19 protein-coding genes are annotated in these 21,323 nt (G+C 74.5%); 14 read left to right on the top strand and 5 right to left on the bottom strand.

Features of this window, described 5'->3' with window-relative positions:
- Nucleotides 1-15: 15 nt before the first annotated feature.
- The gene (locus tag EBO35_RS14765; RefSeq protein ID WP_122818381.1) at nt 16-756 is read right to left on the bottom strand and encodes a TIGR03089 family protein; all 741 of its coding nucleotides are present in this window, start codon (nt 754-756) and stop codon (nt 16-18) included.
- A 53-nt stretch (nt 757-809) separates the two neighbouring features.
- Here EBO35_RS14765 and EBO35_RS14760 point away from each other — a divergent pair, with 53 nt between their 5' ends.
- Nucleotides 810-1,895: a mannose-1-phosphate guanylyltransferase gene (locus EBO35_RS14760; protein ID WP_122818380.1), complete on the top strand. Its 1,086-nt coding sequence runs from the start codon at nt 810-812 to the stop codon at nt 1,893-1,895.
- Nucleotides 1,896-1,945: 50 nt separating this feature from the next.
- On the opposite strand, the gene EBO35_RS14755 is transcribed toward EBO35_RS14760, so the two are convergent.
- Genes EBO35_RS14755 through cofD form a run of 3 tightly spaced genes read right to left on the bottom strand, consistent with a single transcriptional unit; the run spans nt 1,946 to nt 4,731 of the window.
- Nucleotides 1,946-2,716 carry a DUF3105 domain-containing protein gene (locus tag EBO35_RS14755; protein ID WP_122818379.1) on the bottom strand — a complete coding sequence of 257 codons (771 nt, stop codon included), beginning with the start codon at nt 2,714-2,716 and terminating at the stop codon, nt 1,946-1,948.
- Nucleotides 2,717-2,770: 54 nt separating this feature from the next.
- Nucleotides 2,771-3,736 carry a coenzyme F420-0:L-glutamate ligase gene (gene cofE, locus EBO35_RS14750; RefSeq protein WP_122818378.1) on the bottom strand — a complete coding sequence of 322 codons (966 nt, stop codon included), beginning with the start codon at nt 3,734-3,736 and terminating at the stop codon, nt 2,771-2,773.
- Complete coding sequence (gene cofD / locus EBO35_RS14745) at nt 3,736-4,731, bottom strand: 2-phospho-L-lactate transferase (protein WP_122818377.1); 996 nt, start codon at nt 4,729-4,731, stop codon at nt 3,736-3,738. Before cofD ends, cofE begins: the two co-directional genes overlap by 1 nt.
- A gap of 280 nt (nt 4,732-5,011) precedes the next feature.
- Here cofD and EBO35_RS14740 point away from each other — a divergent pair, with 280 nt between their 5' ends.
- The 3 genes from EBO35_RS14740 to EBO35_RS14730 all read left to right on the top strand — a co-directional run bounded on the left by EBO35_RS14740 (nt 5,012) and on the right by EBO35_RS14730 (nt 9,733).
- Nucleotides 5,012-5,266, top strand: a complete 255-nt coding sequence (locus EBO35_RS14740) for a WhiB family transcriptional regulator (RefSeq protein ID WP_122818376.1) — start codon at nt 5,012-5,014, stop codon at nt 5,264-5,266.
- A gap of 187 nt (nt 5,267-5,453) precedes the next feature.
- Nucleotides 5,454-8,333: a glycosyltransferase family 2 protein gene (locus EBO35_RS14735; RefSeq protein WP_122818375.1), complete on the top strand. Its 2,880-nt coding sequence runs from the start codon at nt 5,454-5,456 to the stop codon at nt 8,331-8,333.
- On the top strand, nt 8,330-9,733 hold the full coding sequence (locus EBO35_RS14730; RefSeq protein WP_164477988.1) for a DUF5719 family protein: 1,404 nt from the start codon (nt 8,330-8,332) through the stop codon (nt 9,731-9,733). The genes EBO35_RS14735 and EBO35_RS14730 overlap by 4 nt, the downstream gene beginning before the upstream one ends.
- Nucleotides 9,734-9,766: 33 nt before the next feature.
- Here the strand turns inward: EBO35_RS14730 and EBO35_RS14725 are convergent, their stop codons facing one another.
- Nucleotides 9,767-10,219: a metallopeptidase family protein gene (locus EBO35_RS14725; protein WP_241153717.1), complete on the bottom strand. Its 453-nt coding sequence runs from the start codon at nt 10,217-10,219 to the stop codon at nt 9,767-9,769.
- A 49-nt stretch (nt 10,220-10,268) separates the two neighbouring features.
- Here EBO35_RS14725 and EBO35_RS14720 point away from each other — a divergent pair, with 49 nt between their 5' ends.
- From EBO35_RS14720 to EBO35_RS14675, 10 genes are all read left to right on the top strand, one after another.
- On the top strand, nt 10,269-10,628 hold the full coding sequence (locus tag EBO35_RS14720; protein WP_122818372.1) for a DUF3499 domain-containing protein: 360 nt from the start codon (nt 10,269-10,271) through the stop codon (nt 10,626-10,628).
- Between the two features lie 18 nt (nt 10,629-10,646).
- On the top strand, nt 10,647-12,020 hold the full coding sequence (locus EBO35_RS14715; RefSeq protein WP_122818371.1) for a phosphomannomutase/phosphoglucomutase: 1,374 nt from the start codon (nt 10,647-10,649) through the stop codon (nt 12,018-12,020).
- Nucleotides 12,020-12,205 carry a Trm112 family protein gene (locus EBO35_RS14710; protein ID WP_122818370.1) on the top strand — a complete coding sequence of 62 codons (186 nt, stop codon included), beginning with the start codon at nt 12,020-12,022 and terminating at the stop codon, nt 12,203-12,205. The genes EBO35_RS14715 and EBO35_RS14710 overlap by 1 nt, the downstream gene beginning before the upstream one ends.
- Nucleotides 12,206-12,209: 4 nt before the next feature.
- The gene (locus EBO35_RS14705; RefSeq protein ID WP_122818369.1) at nt 12,210-13,241 is read left to right on the top strand and encodes an SIS domain-containing protein; all 1,032 of its coding nucleotides are present in this window, start codon (nt 12,210-12,212) and stop codon (nt 13,239-13,241) included.
- A gap of 147 nt (nt 13,242-13,388) precedes the next feature.
- Nucleotides 13,389-14,492, top strand: a complete 1,104-nt coding sequence (locus tag EBO35_RS14700) for an acyltransferase family protein (RefSeq protein ID WP_122818368.1) — start codon at nt 13,389-13,391, stop codon at nt 14,490-14,492.
- A 69-nt stretch (nt 14,493-14,561) separates the two neighbouring features.
- On the top strand, nt 14,562-15,518 hold the full coding sequence (locus EBO35_RS14695) for a DUF808 domain-containing protein (protein ID WP_122818367.1): 957 nt from the start codon (nt 14,562-14,564) through the stop codon (nt 15,516-15,518).
- Nucleotides 15,519-15,633: 115 nt separating this feature from the next.
- Entirely contained in the window at nt 15,634-17,082 is a 1,449-nt protein-coding gene (gene ahcY / locus EBO35_RS14690; RefSeq protein WP_241153716.1) for an adenosylhomocysteinase, read from the top strand.
- Between the two features lie 91 nt (nt 17,083-17,173).
- Entirely contained in the window at nt 17,174-17,896 is a 723-nt protein-coding gene (mtrA, locus tag EBO35_RS14685; RefSeq protein ID WP_122818365.1) for an MtrAB system response regulator MtrA, read from the top strand.
- A 12-nt stretch (nt 17,897-17,908) separates the two neighbouring features.
- Nucleotides 17,909-19,531, top strand: a complete 1,623-nt coding sequence (gene mtrB, locus EBO35_RS14680) for an MtrAB system histidine kinase MtrB (protein WP_241153715.1) — start codon at nt 17,909-17,911, stop codon at nt 19,529-19,531.
- Nucleotides 19,528-21,273 (top strand): LpqB family beta-propeller domain-containing protein, encoded by a 1,746-nt coding sequence (locus tag EBO35_RS14675; protein WP_122818364.1) that lies wholly within the window; start codon nt 19,528-19,530, stop codon nt 21,271-21,273. Before mtrB ends, EBO35_RS14675 begins: the two co-directional genes overlap by 4 nt.
- The last annotated feature ends 50 nt before the right edge of the window (nt 21,274-21,323 follow it).

The raw sequence follows: 21,323 nt of genomic DNA, 5'->3' as shown, positions 1-21,323 counted from the left end.
TCGCGACGCACCTGATCAGTCCTGGCCGTGGCCGCGCGGGAAGCGAGCCGTGGCGCGCTCGGCGGCGTACGTGCCCTCGAGCCGCTCCGGGTCGGCGTTGGCGACCAGGACCAGCGAGCCGCCCTTCACGAGCGGCTCGGTGAAGGTGGCGACACCTGGTGGGGAAGCCGGGTTCGCCTCCGTGAGGAGACGGCCGCCGCCGGAGATCAGAGCTCCGGCGGCGGCTGTCGTCCACAGCTGGGCCTGCTGGACCCGCCCCTGCGGGAAGTCGGTGGCGACGTCCTCGGGCGTCGGCGGGTCGTAGGCCAGGAACGAGTCCGGCTGCGACCAGATGTCCACCCCGACGTCGTGTACGCCGGCCGGCAGCGGCTCGGCGAACCGGACCCCGAGCGGCCGCAGGGCGCAGGCCAGCACCGGCAGCTGCGCGGCGTGCTCGGCCCAGGTGTCCAGCGTCGCCGGGCCGCAGACGACGGCGTCCGGGTGCTCGCCGGTCGTGACCGCGAGGCCGACGTTCCAGGCGGCGCCGAGGAAGACCGGGCCGAGCCAGTGGGTGGGCAGGTCGACGCGCAGCGAGCCGCCACGCTCGAGGCCGTGCTCCTCCACCAGCAGCGAGGACGCCTTGGCCACCCAGTTCGCGTAGGTGGCCACTGACAGCTCGACGCGCTCGCCGGTGGCGTCGTCGTAGAACGTGACGAGCGGCCGGCCCGGGTCGCTGCGCAGCAGCCCGGCGAGAATGGTCGGGAAGGTCGTCGTCATGGACCAGAGCCTAGGGTCCGGGGCCGCTCACCGGCGTCGGTAGGGTGCCGCCCATGCCTGCCATCGACCACTTCTGGGCCGTGATCCCCGCGGGCGGTGCCGGCACCCGGCTCTGGCCGCTGTCGCGGTCCTCCGCGCCGAAGTTCCTGCGCGACCTGACCGGCAGCGGGCGCACGCTGCTGCAGGAGACCCACGACCGGCTCGCGCCGCTGGCCGAGGACCGCTTCCTGGTGGTCACCGGCGCTGCCCACGCCGACGCGGTCGCCGAGCAGCTCGACGGGCTGCCGGCCGGGGCGATCCTCGCCGAGCCGTCGGCGCGCGACTCGATGGCCGCCATCGGCCTGGCGGCGGCGCTGCTGGAGCGCACCGACCCCGAGGCCGTGCTCGGCTCGTTCGCCGCCGACCACGTCATCGACGACCAGGACGCCTTCGGCGAGGTGGTGCGTACGGCGGTCGAGGTGGCCCGCGCGGATTGGCTGGTCACGATCGGCATCGAGCCGACGTTCCCGTCCTCGGCCTTCGGCTACATCCACCAGGGCGACCCGCTGCCCGGACACCCCGGGGCCGCCGAGGTCCGCGAGTTCGTCGAAAAGCCGACCACCGAGGTCGCGGCCGGCTACCTGGCCGCCGGCGGGTTCCGCTGGAACGCCGGGATGTTCGTGGTGCGCCCGACGGTGCTGCTGGACCTGCTGGCCCGCTGGCACCCGGAGTTCGCCGCGGCGCTGCGGGCGATCGCCGCGGACCAGTCGCTGCTGGAGCAGACCTGGCCGACGCTGCCGAGCATCGCGGTCGACCACGCGATCGCCGAGCCCGCGGCCGCCGCGGGCCGGGTCGCCACCGTCGCCGCCGGCTTCGGCTGGGACGACATCGGCGACTTCGACTCCCTCGCGACCCTGCTGGCCGACTCTGCGGGGTCGGACGGGCCCACCGTGCTGGGCGACCGGGACCTCGTGCATGCAGTGGGGAGCACCGGCCTCGTGGTGCCGCGCGGCGACCGGCTGGTCGCGGTCGTGGGCCTCGAGGACGTCGTGGTCGTGGACACTCCCGACGCGCTGCTGGTCACCACCCGGGCCCGGGCCCAGGAGGTCAAGGGCGTGGTCGCCGGGCTGAAGGCCGCGGGCCGCACCGACCTGGTCTGACCCGACCTGGTCTGACCGGGCCGGCTGCGCCAGCCCGGTCAGACCGGTGGTCACATCGCGTTCGGCTCGGGGGAGTCGGTGTAGGGGTAGTCGACTGTGAACTTCTCGAACGCCTCGCCGCTGACCTCGGAGCAGTACTGCCACACGCCGACCTGCTTGGCGGCGTCGGTCTCGCCGCTGCCGCCGACCGACCAGTGCGTGAACGCGACGTGCTGGCCCTCGGGCCACTTGCCGGAGGTCTCCTCGGCGTCGTCCTTGGTCCACGGCACGACCTTGACCTTGTCGCGGAAGTTGGCGGTGCCGGTGAACTTGTCGGCGATCGCGCGCAGCTCGGCGAGCTGGTCGTCGTCCTCGGCGACCGTCTCGTCGTACCAGATGATGTTGTAGCCGTGCTCGGAGTTGTGGACCAGGGCCTCGAGCTCGGGCCGGTCGTCGGCGGTGTAGAACTTCCGGTCCATCGGGTCCGGCGCCAGGTTCGCGACGTTCCAGTGCGGGCCGAAGGCCGGCGGCGCGAAGTCGTAGGTGACCTGCTGCGACTCGTCGACGTGGTCGTTGCTGCCCTCGGCGGGCTGGGTGGTGATGTCCTGGCAGACCGAGGCGGCCGAGCCGATCTCGGCGAGCGGGGTGTCGGAGTAGCCGCGCTTGTCCCACCAGTTCATGACCGGGCGGTAGGCGGCGGCGCCGATGATGATCAGCGCGACGGCCGCGCACACGCCCACGATCGCGAGACCACGGCGCTTCTCCGCGCCCTTCTGCTTGCGTCGGATGTCGTCGATGACCGCCTGGCGGTCGGACTTGGCGGACTTGGGCGTCTTGGCCACGTGCGGTTTCCTCGCGGTCTGGGTGGGGTACGGCGCGTCGGCGCCCCGGCGAGTCTACGGAGTCAGTGGGCGCAAGCGGACGGCACTACCGGAATCCGGCTGGATCTCCCAGCCGTGCGCGAACGCGAGCGCGGCGAGGACGGCCCGGGGCGGAGCCCCCGAGACCAGGAGGCCCTCGCCGTCGCGGCGGGGCCGGGAGCCGAGGACATCGGTGACCGCGGCCGCGAGGTCCTCCGCCGGGGCCGGCGCGCCGAACGGCAGCGCCTCGGCCGGGTCCCCGCGCAGCGCCCGGACCACTGCCTCGCGGGCGCCGTAGCCGAACATGTCGCCGCCCTCGGGGCGGATCAGCGCCCGGGCGCCGGGGCCGTCCTCCCCGGGCGCCAGCACCAGGTCGCGGCGGCCGCGCACGACCACGACCGGCCGACCGCCCAGCTTGCCGGAGGCGAGCTCGGCCAGCCCGGCGATCTCGTCGGCGACCGCGGGAGCGGTCACGGCCAGCGGGTTGCCGTGGGCGTCGACGCGACCGGCGTACTCCTCGGCGACGAGGAGGCCCGCCGCGCCGACCGCGATGTCGGTCTGGCCCTCGCGCCAGGCCCGCCCGGCGGTGTCGGTGACGACCACGCCGACGTTGCACCCGGCGCTCTCGGCGATCCTCGCGCGCAGGGCGCGGGCCGAGGCGTCCGGGTCCTCCGGGAGCAGCACCACCGAGCCGGCCTCGACGTTCGAGGCGTCGATGCCGGCCGCGGCCATGGTCAGCCCGTGGTGGGTGCGCACGATCGTGGTGGGCCCGCGGCGGGCCACGACCCGGGCGGTCTCGCCGGCCAGCGCCTGGTCGCGGTCACCGGGCCGGACCCGGCCCTCGGCCTTGCTGACGACCTTGCTGGTCACCACGACCACGTCCCCGTCGGCCAGGTCCACCAGCGGCAGGAACAGCGCGACCAGGTCGTCGCCGCGGCGTACCTCGGGAATCCCGTCCGGTGCGAACGCCTCGACGCGCCCGCCGGGCCGGCTCGACGACATCAGCCGACCAGCGCGACCGCGGCGGCGGCCATCGCGGCCGTGGTGGCCGGGTCGGTCATCATCAGCGGCACCGCGCGCGCGGCCAGCCCGCCGGCCTGCAGCGCCGGCACGGCGTCCGCGTCGCGCTCGTCCACCAGCCAGCCGTCGAGCACCCCGCCGCCCGTCCGGGCGCCGTAGTGCAGGCCGACCGCGGCGGCGGAGACCTCGACCCCGATGGCCCCGAGCACCTGCTCGGCCATCCCGCGCACGTGGGCGCCGCCGACGATCGGGGAGAGCCCCACGACCGGCGCGCTGGTGGTGCGGATCGCGTCGCGGACCCCGGCCACGCCGAGGATCGTCCCGACGCTGACCACCGGGTTCGACGGCGGGAGCACCACCAGGTCGGCGCCGGTGATCGCCTCGAGCACCCCCGGCCCGGGCGTGGCGTCGTCGAGCCCGACGAAGACCAGGCTCTCGGCGGGCACCGCGGCCCGCAGCCGGATCCAGTACTCCTGGAAGTGCACCACGGCCTTCCCGCTGGGGGAGTCCTCGTCCGCGACCACGACGTGGGTCTCGACCCGGTCGTCGCTCATCGGCAGCAGCTCGACACCGGGCTGCCAGCGGCGGCACAGGGCGGCTGTCACCTGCGAGAGGGGGAAGCCCGCCTCGAGCATCTGGGTGCGGACCAGGTGGGTGGCCACGTCGCGGTCGCCGAGGCCGAACCAGGTGGGCTCCACGCCGTACGCCGCCAGCTCCTCCTTGACCCGCCAGCTCTCGTCGCGCCGGCCCCAGCCGCGCTCGAGGTCGATGCCGTCGCCGAGGGTGTACATCACCGTGTCGAGGTCGGGGCAGACCTTGAGGCCGTGGACCCACAGGTCGTCGGCGGTGTTCGCCACGACCGTGACCCGGGCGTCCGGGGCGAGCCCGGGGATGGTGCCGGCGTCGATGCCGTGCAGCAGGCCCTGGAGGAAGCGCGCGCCGCCCATCCCGCCGGAGAGCACCGTGATGTTTCGCATGGCGCTACTGTGCCGCACGGTCCTCCGGCTCCCGACCCTGGCCGTCCCTGCCCGTCCCTGCCCGTCCCCGGGGCGCGGAACCCCGCCCGGCGCCCTCTCCCGCCGCACTGGACCACTGGGTGCCATACCAGATCCGGGCTTGACTTCCGGTGTGCGACAGGCATGTAATTCCAACAGTGTCATGACAGTGGCATCCACACGGTGCCAGCCACGGGTCCCCGCCCATGGCTCGCACCCGCTGGGCGGGTCAGAGCAGTACCGGGTCGAAAGGGCGAGTGCCGTGAGAGAGCTATTTCTGCTCGAGAACGACGCCGGGGACGCGGGATGGCAGGAGCGGGCGCTCTGTGCGCAGACCGATCCCGAGGCGTTCTTCCCCGAGAAGGGCGGGTCCACGAGGGAGGCCAAGAAGGTCTGCCTCACCTGCGAGGTGCGCCCGGAGTGCCTGGAGTCCGCGCTGCTGAACGACGAGCGGTTCGGCATCTGGGGCGGTCTCTCCGAGCGGGAGCGTCGCAAGCTGAAGAAGAGCGCCGTCTGAGCGGCGCCGACCAGGCGCCCACCGGGCGCCGTCCGAGACGCCACATCACAACCACGGCGGGCTCGGGCGAGGATGACGAGGGGGAGCCCCGGCCGATGACGGCCGGGGTCCCTCGCATTTCGGGCCCCCGGTCTCGGCACGGGCACCGTGCGGGCCCGCCACCCGGTGGTCGCTAGGGTGGGGCGTCGTGTCTGCCTCCGTCGTCGTGCTCCTCGTCAGCCACGACGGTGCGCGCTGGCTGCCCGCCGTCATCGACGGCATCCGCGCCCAGACCCGTCCGGTGGACCGGGTGGTCGCCGTCGACACCGGCAGCAAGGACGAGAGCCCCGCGCTGCTGGCCTCCGCGTTCGGTGCGGCGCTGCGGCTGCCCGGGAACACCTCGTTCCCCGCGGCGGTGCAGGCGGGCCTGGGGGCCTGCGGGCCGGACGCGGACTGGATCTGGCTCCTGCACGACGACGCGAACCCTGAGCCCGGCGCCCTGGCTGCGCTGCTGGCCGCGGCCGAGGAGGACCCCGGCGCGGACATCCTCGGGCCGAAGCTGCGCGAGTGGCCCTCGCTGCGCCGGCTGCTGGAGGTCGGCGTCACGATCTCGAGCACCGGACGCCGCGAGACCGGCCTGGAGCGCGGGGAGTACGACCAGGGCCAGCACGACCGGGTCCGCGACGTGCTCGCCGTCAACACCGCCGGCATGCTCGTGCGCCGCTCGGTGCTCGAGGAGCTCGGCGGGTTCGACGACGCGCTCCCGATCTTCGGCAACGACCTGGACTTCGGCTGGCGCGCCGCGGCCGCGGGCCACCGCACCGTCGTCGTCCCGCAGGCAGTGGTCTTCCACGCCGAGGCGGCGCACCGGGGCCTGCGGCGCACCTCCCTGACCGGACGGCACACCCACTACCAGGAGCGGCGCGCGGCCCTGCACACCCTGCTGGTCAACGCCCCCGCCCGCTCGCTGCCGTTCCGGGTCGTGCGGCTGGCGCTCGGCACCCTGCTGCGGGTGCTGGGATTCCTGCTGGTGCGCTCGGTCGGGCAGGCCCTCGACGAGCTCGCTGCGCTGGTCTCGGTCTACTCCGCCCCGCGGGCGATCCGGTCGGCGCGCGCCGAGCGCCGGGTCCGCGGCGAGAGCGACCCCGAGCGGGTGCGGCCGCTGCTGGCGCCGTGGTGGCTGCCCTACCGGCACGGGCTGGACTTCCTCAGCGACCTCGCCGCGGCAGCCACCCACCAGGCCTCCGACGTCGCGGAGCGCCGGCGCGCGGCCCGCGCCGACCAGGACCCCTCCTCGTTCGCCGCCCGCCGCCAGGCGGCCGCCGAGGAGGACGACCTCGCCGAGGACGCCGGCTGGGTGGCGCGCTTCGTGACGAACCCGGTGGCGCTGCTGCTCGCCCTCGTTGTCCTCCTGGCGCTGGTCGGGTCCCGCGCCGCCTTCGGCTCCGTCGCCGGCGGCGGCCTCGCGCCCGTGCCGACGGGGGCCGGCGACTGGTGGAGCCTGTACCTGGAGAGCTGGCACCGGCTCGGGCCCGGCACCGCGGTGCCGGCGCCGGCGTACCTGCTCCCGCTGGCGCTGCTCGCGACGCTGCTGCTGGGCAGCCCGGCGGCCGCCGTGACGGTGGTGCTGGTGCTCGCGGTCCCGGTCGGGCTGTGGGGCGCCTGGCGGTTCCTGCGCGTGGTGGGCCGCCTGGTCTCGCCGTACGGCGTCTCGCGGTGGCTGATCCTCCTCGGCGCGACGACCTATGCACTGGTCCCCGTGGCCAGCGGCGCCTGGGGCGACGGCCGGCTGGGCATCGTCGCGGCCGCCGCCCTGCTGCCCTGGCTGGCGCACGCCGCGCTGGGCTTCGCCGACCCGCAGGCCGACCGCCGCTGGCGCGCGGCCTGGCGCGTCGGACTGCTGCTGGCGCTGGTCTCCGCGTTCGCGCCGGTGGCCTGGCTGGTCGCGGTCGCGATCGGGGTGGTCGTGCTGGGCGCGGCGGCGCTCGTCGTGCGCTCGGCGGTGCGCTCGCGCACGGTGTGGGGCCCGCCCGCCACGGCCCTGGCCGTGGTGCCGGTGCTGCTGCTGCCCTGGTGGCTCCCGGCGCTGCTGGAGGGCGCCGGCGAGGCGCTGCTGCTCGACACCGGCCGAATCCCGGGACCCGTCGCCGACGGCGTCGGGCTGCTGACGGGGCGGCTGGCCGAGGGCGGCGCCCCCGCCTGGACCGGCCTGGTGCTGGTCGCGCTCGCCCTGGTGGCGCTGGTGCCGCGCGCGACCCGGGTCCCGGTGCTGGTCTGCTGGCTGATCGTGCTCGTCACCGGCGGCGTCGCTGCCCTGCTCGGGACCGTCACCCTCGACCTCGGCTCGGTGTCGGTGAGCCCCGGGCCCGGCTTCCCGCTGGTCCTCGTCCAGGGACTGCTCGTCGTGGCTGCGGTGATCGGCGCCCAGGGCTTCCTCGGCAGCCGCGACCGCTGGCGGGTCCCCGGCCGGGTCGTGGCCGTGGTGCTGGCCGCAGCCGCGGCGCTGGTGCCGCTGGTGACGCTGGGCTGGTTCGCCGCGGGCGGGGCCGACGACCTCGACGAGGACTCGCGCGCCGGCATCCCGGCGTACATGCTGCAGAGCGCGGAGACCGACCCCTCCCGGGGCATCCTGGTGATCCGCGGCGACGTCGAGGGCGGCGTGAGCTACGTCGTGCGTCGCGGTGACGGGGTCACGCTCGGTGAGGACGAGGTGCTGGCGCTGACGGCCGAGGACGAGGAGCTGACCGCGGAGGTCAGCGCGCTGGTGACCCGCCCGACGCTCGGGGTCGTGGAGGCGCTGGCCGCCGACGGCATCGAGTACGTCGTCCTGCCGGCGCCCGCCGACGGCGAGGTCGCCGCGGTGCTCGACGCCGCCGACGGGCTGGTGCCCGCGAGCGCCGAGGACCGCACCACCCGGGCCTGGCGCGTGGACCCCGAGCTCGACCCCGACGCGGTCTCCGATCCCCGGTCCTTCCCGGAGTCCTGGGTGCGCCCGGCGCTGCTGGTCGTGCAGGGCGTGGCGCTGGTGTGGGTGCTGGTGCTGTGCCTGCCCACCACGGCCGCCGCGGCGGCGCGGAGGCAGTCGTGAGCGGGCGGCGGCAGGCGCCGGCGGCCCCCCGGCGGCGCAGCGAGCGCGCCCGGGGCGGGCGCCCGGACCTGCTCGTGGTGCTGGCGGTCCTGGTCCCGCTGCTCGCCGTGGTGCTGGTCCTGCTCGGCGGGGGCGACCCGGCCGGCCGGCCGGCCACCCCGGCCTCCGACAGCGCCCTGACCCGCACCACGCTGGTCTGTCCCTCGGCGCGCGAGGACGCCCGGAGCCGGGTGCTGGTCGCGACCACCGAGCCGGCGTCCGGTGCGGTGCGGGCCGGCCGGGGGGAGCAGGAGACGACACTCGACCTGCGGCCGGAGCGCACGGCGTCGGTGACCGACCCGGACACGGTCCCGGTCACGGGCGAGGGCGATCTCGCGCCGGGGCTGGTGGCCAGCCGCGTCGAGACCGGTCCGCTCGCCGCGGCCGACTGCCTGCCCGGGGCGGCGCGGGCCTGGTTCACCGGGGTCGGTGCCGGCGCCCGGCACTCCTCGGTGCTCGAGCTCGCCAACGAGGGCTCCGGCCAGGCAGTCGTCGACGTGCGGGTGCTCGGCGCCGGCGGTCCGGTCGAGGCCGACGACCTGCTCGGGGTGGTGGTGCGCGGCGGCGAGACCGTCCGTGTGGACCTGTCCCGGACCGTGCCGCGCCGCGACGAGCTCGCGCTGGAGGTCACCACGACCCGGGGCCGGATCTCGGCCACGGTCCTCGACCAGGTGGACCGGCTCGGCCGCAGCGAGCCGAGCCGCGACTGGCTCGCCTCCCAGGCCGAGCCGGACGTCCGCAACGTGCTGCTCGGCCTGCCGGGACGGGCGCCGGAGCGCGAGCTGGTGCTCGCCAACGGCGGGGCCGACGAGGTGCGGGCGGACGTGCGGCTGCTGAGCGCCGACGCCGTGTTCCGGCCCGAGGGCCTCGACGAGGTCCGGGTGCCCCCGGGCGGGGTCACCCGGGTGTCGCTGGCCGGGGTGCTCGCCGCGGCGGAGGACGAGGGCGTCGCCGGCGTGCAGGTCGACTCGACCGGGCCGCTGACCGCGACGCTGCGTTCGGTGAGCGGGGGAGACCTGACGTCCACGGTGGCGGGGGCCACGGTGGGCGAGGTCTCCGCGCTGCTGGTGCCGGCGGGCCCCAAGAGCCTGGTGCTGGGCAATGCGGACGCGGTCGGCGTGGTCGAGGTCACCGCTCGCGACGGGGCCGGCAAGGTGCTGGCGACGGAGCGGGTCGAGATGGCCCCGGACCGGGCCAGCACCGTCGACCTGCCCCGGCGCGCCGTGCAGGTGGTGGTGGATCCGCGCCGGACGACGGTCTCGGGCAGCGTGCTCGTCACCGGGGACGGCGTCGCGACACTCTCGCTGCGCGAGCTGGACCGCGCCGCCCGGGTGCCCGACGTCCGCCCCGGGCTGCCCTGAGCTGCCTCAGCGGCCCGAGCGCTCCGGTCGGCCTCAGTCGTCGGGGTCGTAGCGCGGGTCGACGTCGGCCGCGTCGATGCCGAGCAGCTCGGCGACCTGCTCCACGACCAGCGTGAGCACCAGCGCCTCGAGCTCGCTGCGGGACTCGCAGCGGTGCTCGATGGGGCGCCGGAAGAGCACCAGCCGGGTCGGGCGGGTGCCCTGCCCCCGGACCAGCGAGGACAGCGGCACGGTGTCGGGGTCCCAGTCGTCGGGGACCTGAGGGGTGTCCTCGACGGCGTACTCGACCAGGCCGAGCCGGTCCTGCCAGCGGCGGTCGACGTCGGTGACGATCCCCAGCACCAGGTCGTCGAAGCGCTGCCTCGAGGTGCGTACGGCGGTGGTGCCCGGGGTCCGCGGGAGCACCCCGGGCCCGCGCATTCCGCGACCGCGGCGGTCTCGGCTGCGCCGTCCCCGCGGCGCGGGTCCGGCCCGCTGCTCATCCACGCCGCGAGCCTAGTCCGGCCGGGCCCGGCCGGGCGGTACCGTCTGCCGCGTGAGTCCCGCCCGCCGCTGTTCGCGCACCGCCTGCAGCCGCTCGGCGGTCGCGACGCTGACCTACGTCTACGCCGACCAGACGGCGGTGCTCGGCCCCCTCTCGACGTACGCCGAGCCGCACGCCTACGACCTGTGCGAGGCGCACAGCGAGCGGCTCTCGGCCCCGCGCGGCTGGGACGTGCTGCGCCTGGCCCGGGAGCCCGTGGACACGGGTCCGTCCAACGACGACCTGCTGGCCCTGGCCGACGCGGTGCGTGAGGCCGGGCGCCCGGCGCCGCCCCGTCAGGCGGCGGCGGTGTCGGAGACCGGCCGCGAGACCGCGCGCAAGGGACACCTTCGCGTCCTGCGCCCCGAGTGACGCACTAGGGTCGGCGTCATGCCCGGCACCCTCGACTCCGCGAACCTCTCGGCGATCTTCAAGGCCTACGACGTGCGCGGGACGGTGCCCGACCAGATCGACGACGCGCTGGCCCACGCCACCGGCCGCGCGTTCGTGCAGGTCGTCGGCGCCTCGGCCGTGGTGGTCGGCCACGACATGCGGCCCAGCTCCCCGGCGATGGCCGGCGCCTTCGCGCAGGGTGCGAGCGAGGCCGGCGCGGACGTCGTGATGATCGGGCTGGCCTCCACCGACCAGCTCTACTTCGCCTCGGGCCACCTCGGGCACCCCGGGGCGATGTTCACAGCCAGCCACAACCCCGCGCAGTACAACGGGATCAAGCTGTGCCGCGCCGGCGCGGTGCCGGTCGGCCAGGACAGCGGGCTGACCGAGATCCGCGACCTGGTGCTGTCCGACCAGGTGGCGCGGGCGGCGACGCCGGGCCGGATCTCCGAGACCGACGTGCTCGCGGCGTACGCGGCGTACCTGCTCCAGCTGGCGCCGGTCACCGGGCGCCGGCTCAAGGTGGTCGTCGACGCCGGCAACGGGATGGCGGGGCACACGGCGCCGGAGGTGTTCGAGCGGATCGGCGCCGAGCACGTCGAGCTGGTGCCGATGTACTTCGAGCTCGACGGCACCTTCCCCCACCACGAGGCGAACCCGATCGAGCCGGAGAACCTGCGCGACCTGCAGGCGCGGGTGCTGGCCGAGGGCGCCGACGTGGGGCTCGCCTTCGACGGCGACGCGGACCGGTGCTTCCTGGTCGACGAGCGCGGCCGGGCGGTCTCGCCCTCGACGCTGACCGCGCTGATCGCGGCCCGGGAGCTCGTGAAGTCGCCCGGTGCGGCGGTCATCCACAACCTGATCACGAGCCGCGCGGTGCCGGAGATCGTGACCGAGCTCGGCGGGCGGCCGGTGCGCACCCGGGTCGGCCACTCCTACATCAAGGCGACGATGGCCGAGACCGACGCGGTCTTCGGCGGGGAGCACAGCGGCCACTTCTACTTCCGGGACTTCTGGCGTGCCGACTCCGGCATGCTGGCGGCCCTGCACGCGCTCGCGGCGCTGGGGGAGACCGACCGCCCGCTGTCGGAGCTGCTGGCGCAGTACGAGCGCTACCCGCTCAGCGGGGAGATCAACTCCACGGTCGCCGACCAGGCTGCGGTCGTCGACGCCCTGGAGAAGGAGTACGCCGGCCAGGACGGCGTCTCCACCGACCGTCTCGACGGTCTGACCGTGTCCCACCCCGACTGGACCTTCAACGTCCGGCCGTCCAACACCGAGCCGCTGCTGCGCCTGAACGCCGAGGGCAAGGACGAGGCGACGATGGCGGCCGTGCGCGACGAGGTCCTCGCGAAGATCCGGAGCAACTGATGGCTGCTGACCTCGACCCCGACCTGCTCGCCATCCTGGTGTGCCCGCGCTGCCGTGCGGAGCTGGCCCAGGAGACCCACGACGGCACCGACGAGCTCGTCTGCCAGGGTGAGTGCCGCCTGGCGTACCCGGTCCGCGACGGCATCCCGGTGCTGCTCGTCGACGAAGCCCGCACCCCGGCCTGATCCGGTGGGCACCTGGTTCGACGAGTCGCGGCTCGACGACGAGTCGGCGCTGAACTCCGCCGACCTGCGCCTGCGCACGCTGGCGGAGTCCGGCGCACGGGTGCGCCGGGAGGCCGCCGCGGCCGGGGAGGTCCTCGACCGGGCGGTCGAGACCGCGCGCGAGCAGGCCCGGCCCCGGGCCGTGATCGCCGCCGGGCCGGACTCCCGCCTGCTGCGGGCGGTGCTCGAGCCGTGGTGCCCGGTGCCGTTCGTGGCGTGGCCCGGGCCGGCGCTGCCGGGCTGGGCGGGCAGCCTGGACCTCGTGGTGGTCCTGGCGCCCGAGGGCGCGGACTCGGGGACCGCATCAGCGGTCGCCGAGGCGGTCCGCCGCGGCTGCCAGGTCGTGGTGGCCTGCCCGCCGCGGTCGATGGTCGCGGAGCACGCCGCGGGGCGGTGGACCACGATCTTCCCGACCTCGACCGGGGACCAGCTGGCCACGGCCGTGGTGATGCTGACCTACCTGGACCGGGTCGACCTGGGCCCGCAGACCGACGCCGAGGAGCTGGCGAACGCACTCGACGAGGTCGCGACGGTCTCCTCGCCGCACCGGGACCTGGCGGTGAACCCCGCCAAGATGCTGGCGATCGCCCTCGCCGACGCCAACCCGCTGATCTGGGGCGGGTCGGTGCTGGCGGCGCGTGCGGCGCGCCGGGTCGCGGAGTCGATCCGCCGGGCCAGCGGCCGCACGGCGCTCGCCGGCGACGCCGAGCACCTGTTGCCGGTGATCGAGGCCGCGCGCCAGCGCGACGTCTTCGTCGACCCGTTCGCCGACGGTCCCACCGAGCTGCGCCCGATGCTGGTAGTCCTCGACGACGGCGCCGAGGAGCCCGCGGTGCGCGAGCAGCGCACCCGTCTCCAGGCGGCCGCCGCGGCCCGCGGCGTACGCGTCCACCCGGTGACGACCGACGCGCCCACCGAGCTCGCGCGCTACGCCTCCCTGGTCCTCTCCGGCCGGTACGCCGCCGAGTACCTCGGCCTGGGGCTCGTCGAGGACTGAGCGGGGGCGGCCGAGGATCCCCGGTTCACCGGGGACCCCCAGGGTTCTGGGGCATTGCAATGCCGGAGGAGCGCGGGAAGTGCCCGAGGAGTCCGGTCGGCGTCGATGCCCCTTGGAGCCGTCGGGTAACGATGAGGGGTGCCTGCCGTGACGACCTCTGCCACGACGACCCGACCGACGCGCGACCCCTGGCTCGACAACGCCAAGATGGCGTTGGTGACGCTCGTGGTCGTGGGCCACACCTGGACCCTGCTGCCCCTGACCGCGCTGCACGGCCACCTCTACGACTTCCTCTACGCGTGGCACATCCCCGCGTTCGTGTTCGTGACCGGCTACCTGTCCCGCTCCTTCGATTGGTCGCGGCGCCGCCTGTGGCAGCTCTTCTGCACGGTCGCGGTGCCGTACGTGATCTTCGAGTGCGCGCTCGCGCTGTTCCGGGTCCACGTCGGGGGCGAGGACCTCGACCGGCTCTTCGCGGATCCGCACTGGCCGATGTGGTACCTCGCGGCACTGTTCTTCTGGCGGCTGCTGACACCGGTCTTCAAGAACCTCCCGGGCGGGGTGGTGCTGGCGGTCGGCATCAGCCTCCTCGCCGGGCTGTACGCCGGGGACACCCTGGACATCGCCCGGGTCCTCGGGCTGCTGCCGTTCTTCGTGCTGGGCCTGAAGGCCACGCCGGAGCGGCTGGAGCGGCTGCGGTCCTGGCCAGCTCAGGTGGCAGCCGTCCTGGCCCTGGTGGCGATCTGGGTGGCCACGACCTGGACCGACCGCTGGGCCAGCACCGAGTGGCTCTACTACCGCTCCCGCTACGACGAGCTCGGGACCAGCGACGTGGAGGCCATGGTCATCCGCGGCGTGCTGCTGGCCGTGGGCCTGGCCGGCGCCTGGGCGTTCCTGGCCCTGGTCCCGCGTGGTGGCGGCTGGTTCGCGCGGATGGGCGCCTGGACGCTGGTGGTCTACCTCTTCCACGGGTTCGCGGTGAAGGGCGCGGCGTACGCCGGCTACGACCGCTGGGCGGCCGAGCGGCCGGAGCTCGCGCTGGTGCTGACCACGACCGTCGGAGTGCTCCTGGCCCTGACCCTCGCCTGGCCGCCCGTGGCGACCCGGCTCGGTCACCTCGTCGACCCGCTGGGCTACGCGCAGCACAAGGTCCGCGCGGCGGTCCAGGTCGCCGCCGCCAAGGGCGAGGCCGACGTGTTCGCGGGCGCCATCGAGGATGCCGCGTCTCGGAAGCTCACTTATGCGCGCTGACGTGCGCGCGGTCGGTACCATTTCCGACATGTGTGACCAGAGGACCGTCCGGGCCGGAGCCCCGACGCAGTGAGTGGCGGACTGTTCGCACTGCTCGACGATGTCGCGGTGCTCGCGCGGATGGCCGCCGCCTCGGTCGACGACGTCGGTGCGGCCGCGAGCCGGGCGACCCTCAAGGCGGCCGGTGTGGTCGTCGACGACACCGCTGTCACGCCGCAGTACCTGCACGGCGCCCTCGCCGACCGCGAGCTGCCGATCATCAAGCGGATCGCCGTCGGCTCGATCCGCAACAAGCTGATCTTCATCCTGCCGGCGGCGCTGCTGCTCAGCCAGTTCCTGCCCTGGCTGCTGACTCCGATCCTGATGCTCGGCGGCGCGTACCTCTGCTACGAGGGCGCCGAGAAGATCTGGGGCAAGATCAGCGGCCACCAGGACCATGACGCGCCGGCCGCCGAGGTCGGCAAGGACGCCGAGGACACGATGGTCTCCGGCGCCATCCGCACCGACCTGATCCTGTCCGCCGAGATCATGATCATCTCGCTGAACGAGGTGGCCGACGAGGGCTTCTGGAGCCGGCTGATCATCCTCGTCGTCGTCGCGCTCCTCATCACCGCCGTCGTGTACGGCGTGGTCGCGCTGATCGTGAAGATGGACGACTTCGGCCTGCGGCTGGCCGAGCGGCCCTCGCAGCTCGTCCAGAGGATCGGGCTCGGGCTGGTGCGCGGGATGCCGAAGCTGCTCACCGCGATCTCGGTCGTCGGCACCGCGGCGATGCTCTGGGTCGGCGGCCACATCGAGCTGGTCGGTCTCGACGACCTCGGCTGGCACGCGCCGTACGAGTTCGTGCACCACCTGGAGGTGGAGGTCAGACACGCCGTCCCGGCCATCGGCGGGGCGCTCGGCTGGCTGGTGAACACCGCCTGCTCGGCCGTCTTCGGCCTGGCCCTGGGCGCGCTGCTGGTCGCCGTCGTGACGCTGCTGCCCAACCGGTCGAGCAAGAAGTCCGACGCCGCCGCCGCGCACTGAGTCCCGCCTGGTCCGGTCGGGTCCGGGCCGGAGATCGCCGGGGATTCCCGCTCGGGCCGGGTCGCGTTCTAGCCTCGTGGGAATGCGAACCGCGCCACACCCCCAGGAGAGCTCCATGGACCACAAGGTCGCCGACCTCAGCCTTGCCGACTACGGTCGCGCCGAGATCCAGCTTGCCGAGCACGAGATGCCGGGCCTGATGGCCATGCGGGAGCGGTACGCCGCCGAGCAGCCCCTCCGGGGTGCGCGGATCGCCGGCTCGCTGCACATGACCATCCAGACCGCCGTGCTCGTCGAGACGCTGGTCGCGCTGGGCGCCGAGGTGCGCTGGGCGTCGTGCAACATCTTCTCGACCCAGGACCACGCCGCCGCCGCGACGGTGGTCGGCCCGAACGGCACCCCCGAGGACCCGCAGGGCGTCCCGGTCTTCGCCTGGAAGGGCGAGACCCTGGAGGAGTACTGGTGGTGCGCCCAGCAGATCCTGCTGTGGCCGGCCAAGGACGGTCAGCCCCAGTTCGCCAACATGATCCTCGACGACGGCGGCGACGCCACGATGCTCGTCCACCTCGGCGTCGAGGCGGAGAAGACGGGCGTCGCTCCGGACCCGGCCTCCGCCGCGAGCACCGAGCAGCGGGTCGTCTTCGAGCTCCTGCAGGCCTCGCTCGCGGAGAGCAAGGACCGCTGGACCCAGGTCGCCGGCGAGCTGATGGGCGTCACCGAGGAGACCACCACCGGTGTGCTGCGCCTCTACGACATGATGAAGGAGGGCACGCTCCTCGTCCCCGCCATCAACGTCAACGACTCGGTCACCAAGTCGAAGTTCGACAACAAGTACGGCTGCCGCCACTCGCTGATCGACGGCATCAACCGCGCCACCGACGTCCTCATCGGCGGCAAGGTCGCGGTCGTGTGCGGCTACGGCGACGTCGGCAAGGGCTGCGCGGAGTCGCTGCGCGGCCAGGGCGCCCGGGTCATCGTCACCGAGATCGACCCGATCTGCGCGCTGCAGGCGGCGATGGACGGCTACCAGGTCACCACGCTCGACGACGTGGTCGAGATCGCCGACATCATCGTCACGGCGACCGGCAACAAGGACGTCGTCACGGTCGACCAGATGCGCCGGATGAAGCAGAACGCGATCCTGGGCAACATCGGCCACTTCGACAACGAGATCGACATGGCTGGCCTGGAGACCTACCCGGGCGTGGTCCGCAAGACCGTCAAGCCGCAGGTGGACGTGTGGACGTTCCCCGAGGGCGAGGGCCACGCGATCATCGTGCTGTCCGAGGGCCGGCTGCTGAACCTCGGCAACGCGACCGGCCACCCGTCGTTCGTGATGTCGAACTCGTTCACCAACCAGGTGCTCGGCCAGATCGAGCTGTTCACGAAGCCCGAGGAGTACCCCGTGGGCGTCTACGTGCTGCCCAAGCACCTCGACGAGGAGGTCGCCCGGCTGCACCTGGGGTCGCTCGGCGTGAAGCTGACCACGCTCTCCCAGAGCCAGGCCGACTACCTCGGCATCGACGTGGCGGGGCCGTTCAAGTCCGACCAGTACCGCTACTGAGCACCACGTCACCACCGCTGCCACGGCAGCCGACACACGCCACAGCCCGGGTCCGTGCCCACGGACCCGGGCGAGTGGCAGGATTGGCCTCATGAGCCAGACCGCAGGCAGCGCCTCGCGCGTGCCGAGCGACTACGCGACGAAGGGCTCCGTGCTCGTCGTCGACGACGATGCTGCACTGGCCGAGATGCTGACGATCGTCCTGCGCCAGGAGGGCTTCGACAGCCGGATGTGCACCCGCGGCGACCTCGCGCTGGAGGAGTTCCGCGACTACCGGCCCGACCTCGTCCTCCTCGACCTGATGCTGCCCGGCAAGGACGGCATCGACCTGTGCAAGGAGATCCGCGCCGAGTCGGGCGTGCCGATCGTGATGCTGACCGCGAAGGGCGACACCGTCGACGTCGTCGTCGGGCTGGAGTCCGGCGCCGACGACTACGTCGTCAAGCCGTTCAAGCCCAAGGAGCTGGTGGCCCGGATCCGGGCGCGGGTACGCCGCAACGACGCCGCCCCCCAGGAGACCCTGACCGTCGGCGACCTCACCATCGACGTGGCCGGCCACAGCGTCACCCGCGACGGGCGGTCGATCAACCTGACGCCGCTGGAGTTCGACCTGCTGGTGTGCCTGGCGCGCCGGCCCTGGCAGGTCTTCACCCGGGAGGTGCTCCTGGAGCAGGTGTGGGGCTACCGGCACGCCGCCGACACGCGGCTGGTCAACGTGCACGTCCAGCGGCTGCGCTCCAAGGTGGAGCACGACCCGGAGAACCCGGAGATCGTCGTCACGGTCCGCGGCGTCGGCTACCGCGCCGGCCAGTAGCAGGAGGTCGCTGTGCGCCTGCCGACGCGGCGGCTGCCGGCCGGCGTACGACCGGCCCTGACCTTCTGGCGGCGCTCGATCCAGGCCCGGGTCGTGGTGAGCACGCTGGTCCTCTCGGCCATCGTGGTCGGTGCGGTCGGCTGGTTCCTGCTCCAGCAGACCCGGGAGGGGCTGCTCGAGCACCGGGTCGACGCCGTGGTCGCCGAGGCGGAGAACGAGACCGCCGAGGCCCAGAACCGGCTCGCGGCGGCCGCGGGGACGAACGCCGACGCCACCGGCCAGCAGGCGGAGCTGGTCGAGCCGATCATCGCCCGCGGGGTCGCCCGCGGGTTCGGGGTGGTCCTCGCCGGCCCGATGGGGGAGGGCACCGGTCGGATCGCCGACGGCGGGGCCCGGTCCTCCCCGGGCCTGGACCGCAGCAGCGTCCCCGCCTCGCTGGAGGACCACTTCTCCGAGCCGGCGGCCACGGCCTGGACCTACACGACCATCCGCACCACGGACACCGGGGACCCCGACCACACCCAGCCCGGGATCGCGGTCGGCTCGCAGGTCGACCTGGTCGCCGACGGCGGCACCTACACGATGTACTTCCTCTTCCCGCTCGATGAGCAGCAGCAGACCCTGGCCCTGGTCACCCGGGCCCTGCTGGCCGCCGCGGCCCTGCTGCTGGTCCTGGTCGCGGGGGTGACCTGGCTGGTGACCCGGCAGGTGGTGGCGCCGATCCGGATGGCCCGGATGGTCGCCGAGCGGCTCGCAGCGGGCCGCCTCCAGGAGCGGCTGCAGGTCTCGGGCGAGGACGACCTGGCCCGCCTGGCCACCTCGTTCAACCAGATGGCCGCCAACCTGCAGCGCCAGATCCGCCAGCTCGAGGACCTCAGCCGGGTCCAGCGCCGCTTCGTCTCCGACGTCTCCCACGAGCTGCGCACCCCGCTCACCACTGTCCGGATGGCCGGCGACGTGCTCCACGACGCGCGCGACGACTTCGACCCGGTCACCCGGCGCGCCGCCGAGCTGCTCCAGACCGAGCTGGACCGGTTCGAGAACCTGCTGGTCGACCTGCTGGAGATCAGCCGGTTCGACGCCGGGGCCGCCGTGCTCGAGGCCGACGACGTCAACCTCGTCGACGTCGCCCACCGGGTCGTGGACGCCACCCGGCCGCTGGCGGCCCAGCGCAACGTGCACCTCGAGGTCCGGGCGCCGGACCACCCCTGCCTCGCGGAGGCCGACGTACGCCGGGTCGAGCGGGTCGTGCGCAACCTGGTCACCAACGCGATCGACCACGCCGACAGCGGCACCGGCGAGGCCCGGGTGCTCGTGGAGCTGGCCAGCGACGAGCACGCCGCGGCCGTGACCGTGCGCGACTTCGGGGTCGGGCTGGCGCCCGGCGAGTCGGCGATGGTGTTCAACCGCTTCTGGCGCGCCGACCCGGCGCGGGCGCGGACCAGCGGCGGCACCGGTCTGGGGCTGTCGATCTCGCTGGAGGACGCCCACCTGCACGGCGGCTGGCTGCAGGCCTGGGGCCGTCCCGGCCAGGGTGCGCAGTTCCGGCTCACGCTGCCGCGCCGGGTCGGCCAGCCGCTGCGGCGCAGCCCGCTGCCGCTGGTGCCCGCCGACACCCCCGAGGTCCTGGCATGAGGCGGGCGCGGGTCGGCATCGCGGTCCTGCTCGTCGCGCTGCTCGGCTCCGGCTGTGTCGGCATGCCGGGCGAGGGCCCGGTCGTGGAGACGGCCGGCGGGGGCGGGGAGTCGGTGGTCCGCGGCTACAACTACGACCCGCTGCCCCCGCAGCCGGACGCTCGGCCGGCCGAGATCGTGCGCGGCTTCCTCGACGCGATGATGGCCTCGCCGGTCCAGGCCAACTCGGCCCGGCAGTTCCTGACCAAGGACGCCCAGGCCGGCTGGGACCCCGAGCGCCGCACGCTCACCTACGTCGAGCGCGGGACCACTGTCGGGGACTCGCCGGTCACCGTGGACCTGCCCGGCGGCGGGGACGTCTTCGACGCCCGCGGGGCCTGGCAGGGCTCGCTGCCGGAGGGCCAGCGGCGGCTGAGCTTCGACCTCGCGGTCGAGAACGGCGAGTGGCGGATCTCCTCGGCCCCCGACGCGATGATCGTCTCCGAGCAGTTCTTCGAGCAGCGCTTCCGCCGGGCCGCCCTGTACTTCTTCGACCCGACCGCGCAGATCCTGGTCCCGGAGCCGGTCTACGTGCCCTCCGGCGGCCAGCTCGCGACCAGCCTGGTCAACGGGCTGCTGGTCGGCCCGGACCCGGCGCTCGACCGGGCCACCCGCACCTTCCTGCCGGCCGGGCTCTCCGCGGGCCTCTCGGTGCCGGTCTCCGAGGACGGCGTCGCGGAGATCGACCTCGGCGGCGAGGCCGCGCGCCCCACGCCGGAGTCCGTGCGCTACATCGTCGCGCAGCTGGCCTGGACGCTGCGGCAGGTTCCCGGGATCGAGCGGTTCCGGCTCGCCGTCGGGGACGTGCCGGTGCGGCTGCCCAACGGGGACTCGGTCTTCTCCGTCGACGCCGGCGCCGACTTCGACCCCACCGGGCCCCGCCCCAGCGACAGCCTGTTCGGGGTGCGCGCGGGGCGGCTGGTCTCCGGGGTCCCGGAGGCGCTCGACGACGTGGGCGGACCGCTCGGCGCGGAGTCCGCCGACCTGTCCCGGGTGGCCGTCGACCTGGACGCCGAGCTCGCGGCCGGCGTCTCCGCGGACGGCACGTCCGCCCGGGTCGCGCCCGTGACGGCCGACCGGACCGCGGAGGTCCCGGTCGCGGAGGCGGTCAGCGGGGCCACCGACCTGCTCGACCCCGCCTGGGACTTCAGCGGCCGGCTGTGGCTGCTCGACCGCCGCGACGGCGACGCGCGGGTCCTCTACCGCGAGGAGGGGCGCACCAGGACGCTGCGCGTCCCCGGCATCACCGGGGCCTCGGTCCGCTCGGTCCTGGTCTCGCGCGACGGGTCCCGGCTGGTCGCGGTGGTGCGCCGCGGTCGCTTCGACGTGCTCCTCGGGAGCCGGCTGCTCTACGACAGCGTGGGGCGCGTGCTCCGCGCGGCTCCGGCCACCCGCCTGGTGCTGGATCCGGGGGTGTCCCACCAGATCCGCGACATCGCCTGGCTCAACCCGACGACGGTCGCCGCCCTGACCCGGGTCGGGGGACAGCTGTGGGAGGTCCGCACGGTCTCGGTGGACGGCGCGCCGATGAGCCAGGACAGCGTGGCCACCCTGCGCGGCCCGGTGCGCGGCCTGGTCGGCTCGCCGGTGGCCGGCCAGGGACTCCTGGTGGTGACCGGCGCCCAGGCGCTGGACCTGTCCGGTTCGGCAGTGCGCCCGGTGGCGCTCGACCCCGACGTCACCGACCTCGACTACGCGGGTTGAGGGGTGGGCTGAGGGTGGGCTGACGTCGTCCACAGGCGGCGCCGGCCACC

Origin of the sequence: Nocardioides pantholopis, from assembly GCF_003710085.1 — a bacterium.
Classification (GTDB): domain Bacteria; phylum Actinomycetota; class Actinomycetes; order Propionibacteriales; family Nocardioidaceae; genus Nocardioides; species Nocardioides pantholopis.
The sequence above is the reverse complement of the archived record's forward strand: the minus strand, read 5'-3'. Positions and strand labels throughout refer to the sequence as shown.

What these genes read in the sequence shown, in the direction of transcription:
- EBO35_RS14765 (WP_122818381.1), bottom strand. Translation starts at nt 756, where the DNA reads ATGACGACGACCTTCCCGACCATTCTCGCCGGGCTGCTGCGCAGCGAC.
- EBO35_RS14760 (WP_122818380.1), top strand. Translation starts at nt 810, where the DNA reads ATGCCTGCCATCGACCACTTCTGGGCCGTGATCCCCGCGGGCGGTGCC.
- cofE (WP_122818378.1), bottom strand. Translation starts at nt 3,736, where the DNA reads ATGTCGTCGAGCCGGCCCGGCGGGCGCGTCGAGGCGTTCGCACCGGAC.
- cofD (WP_122818377.1), bottom strand. Translation starts at nt 4,731, where the DNA reads ATGCGAAACATCACGGTGCTCTCCGGCGGGATGGGCGGCGCGCGCTTC.
- EBO35_RS14715 (WP_122818371.1), top strand. Translation starts at nt 10,647, where the DNA reads ATGCCCGGCACCCTCGACTCCGCGAACCTCTCGGCGATCTTCAAGGCC.
- EBO35_RS14710 (WP_122818370.1), top strand. Translation starts at nt 12,020, where the DNA reads ATGGCTGCTGACCTCGACCCCGACCTGCTCGCCATCCTGGTGTGCCCG.
- ahcY (WP_241153716.1), top strand. Translation starts at nt 15,634, where the DNA reads ATGGACCACAAGGTCGCCGACCTCAGCCTTGCCGACTACGGTCGCGCC.
- mtrA (WP_122818365.1), top strand. Translation starts at nt 17,174, where the DNA reads ATGAGCCAGACCGCAGGCAGCGCCTCGCGCGTGCCGAGCGACTACGCG.
- EBO35_RS14675 (WP_122818364.1), top strand. Translation starts at nt 19,528, where the DNA reads ATGAGGCGGGCGCGGGTCGGCATCGCGGTCCTGCTCGTCGCGCTGCTC.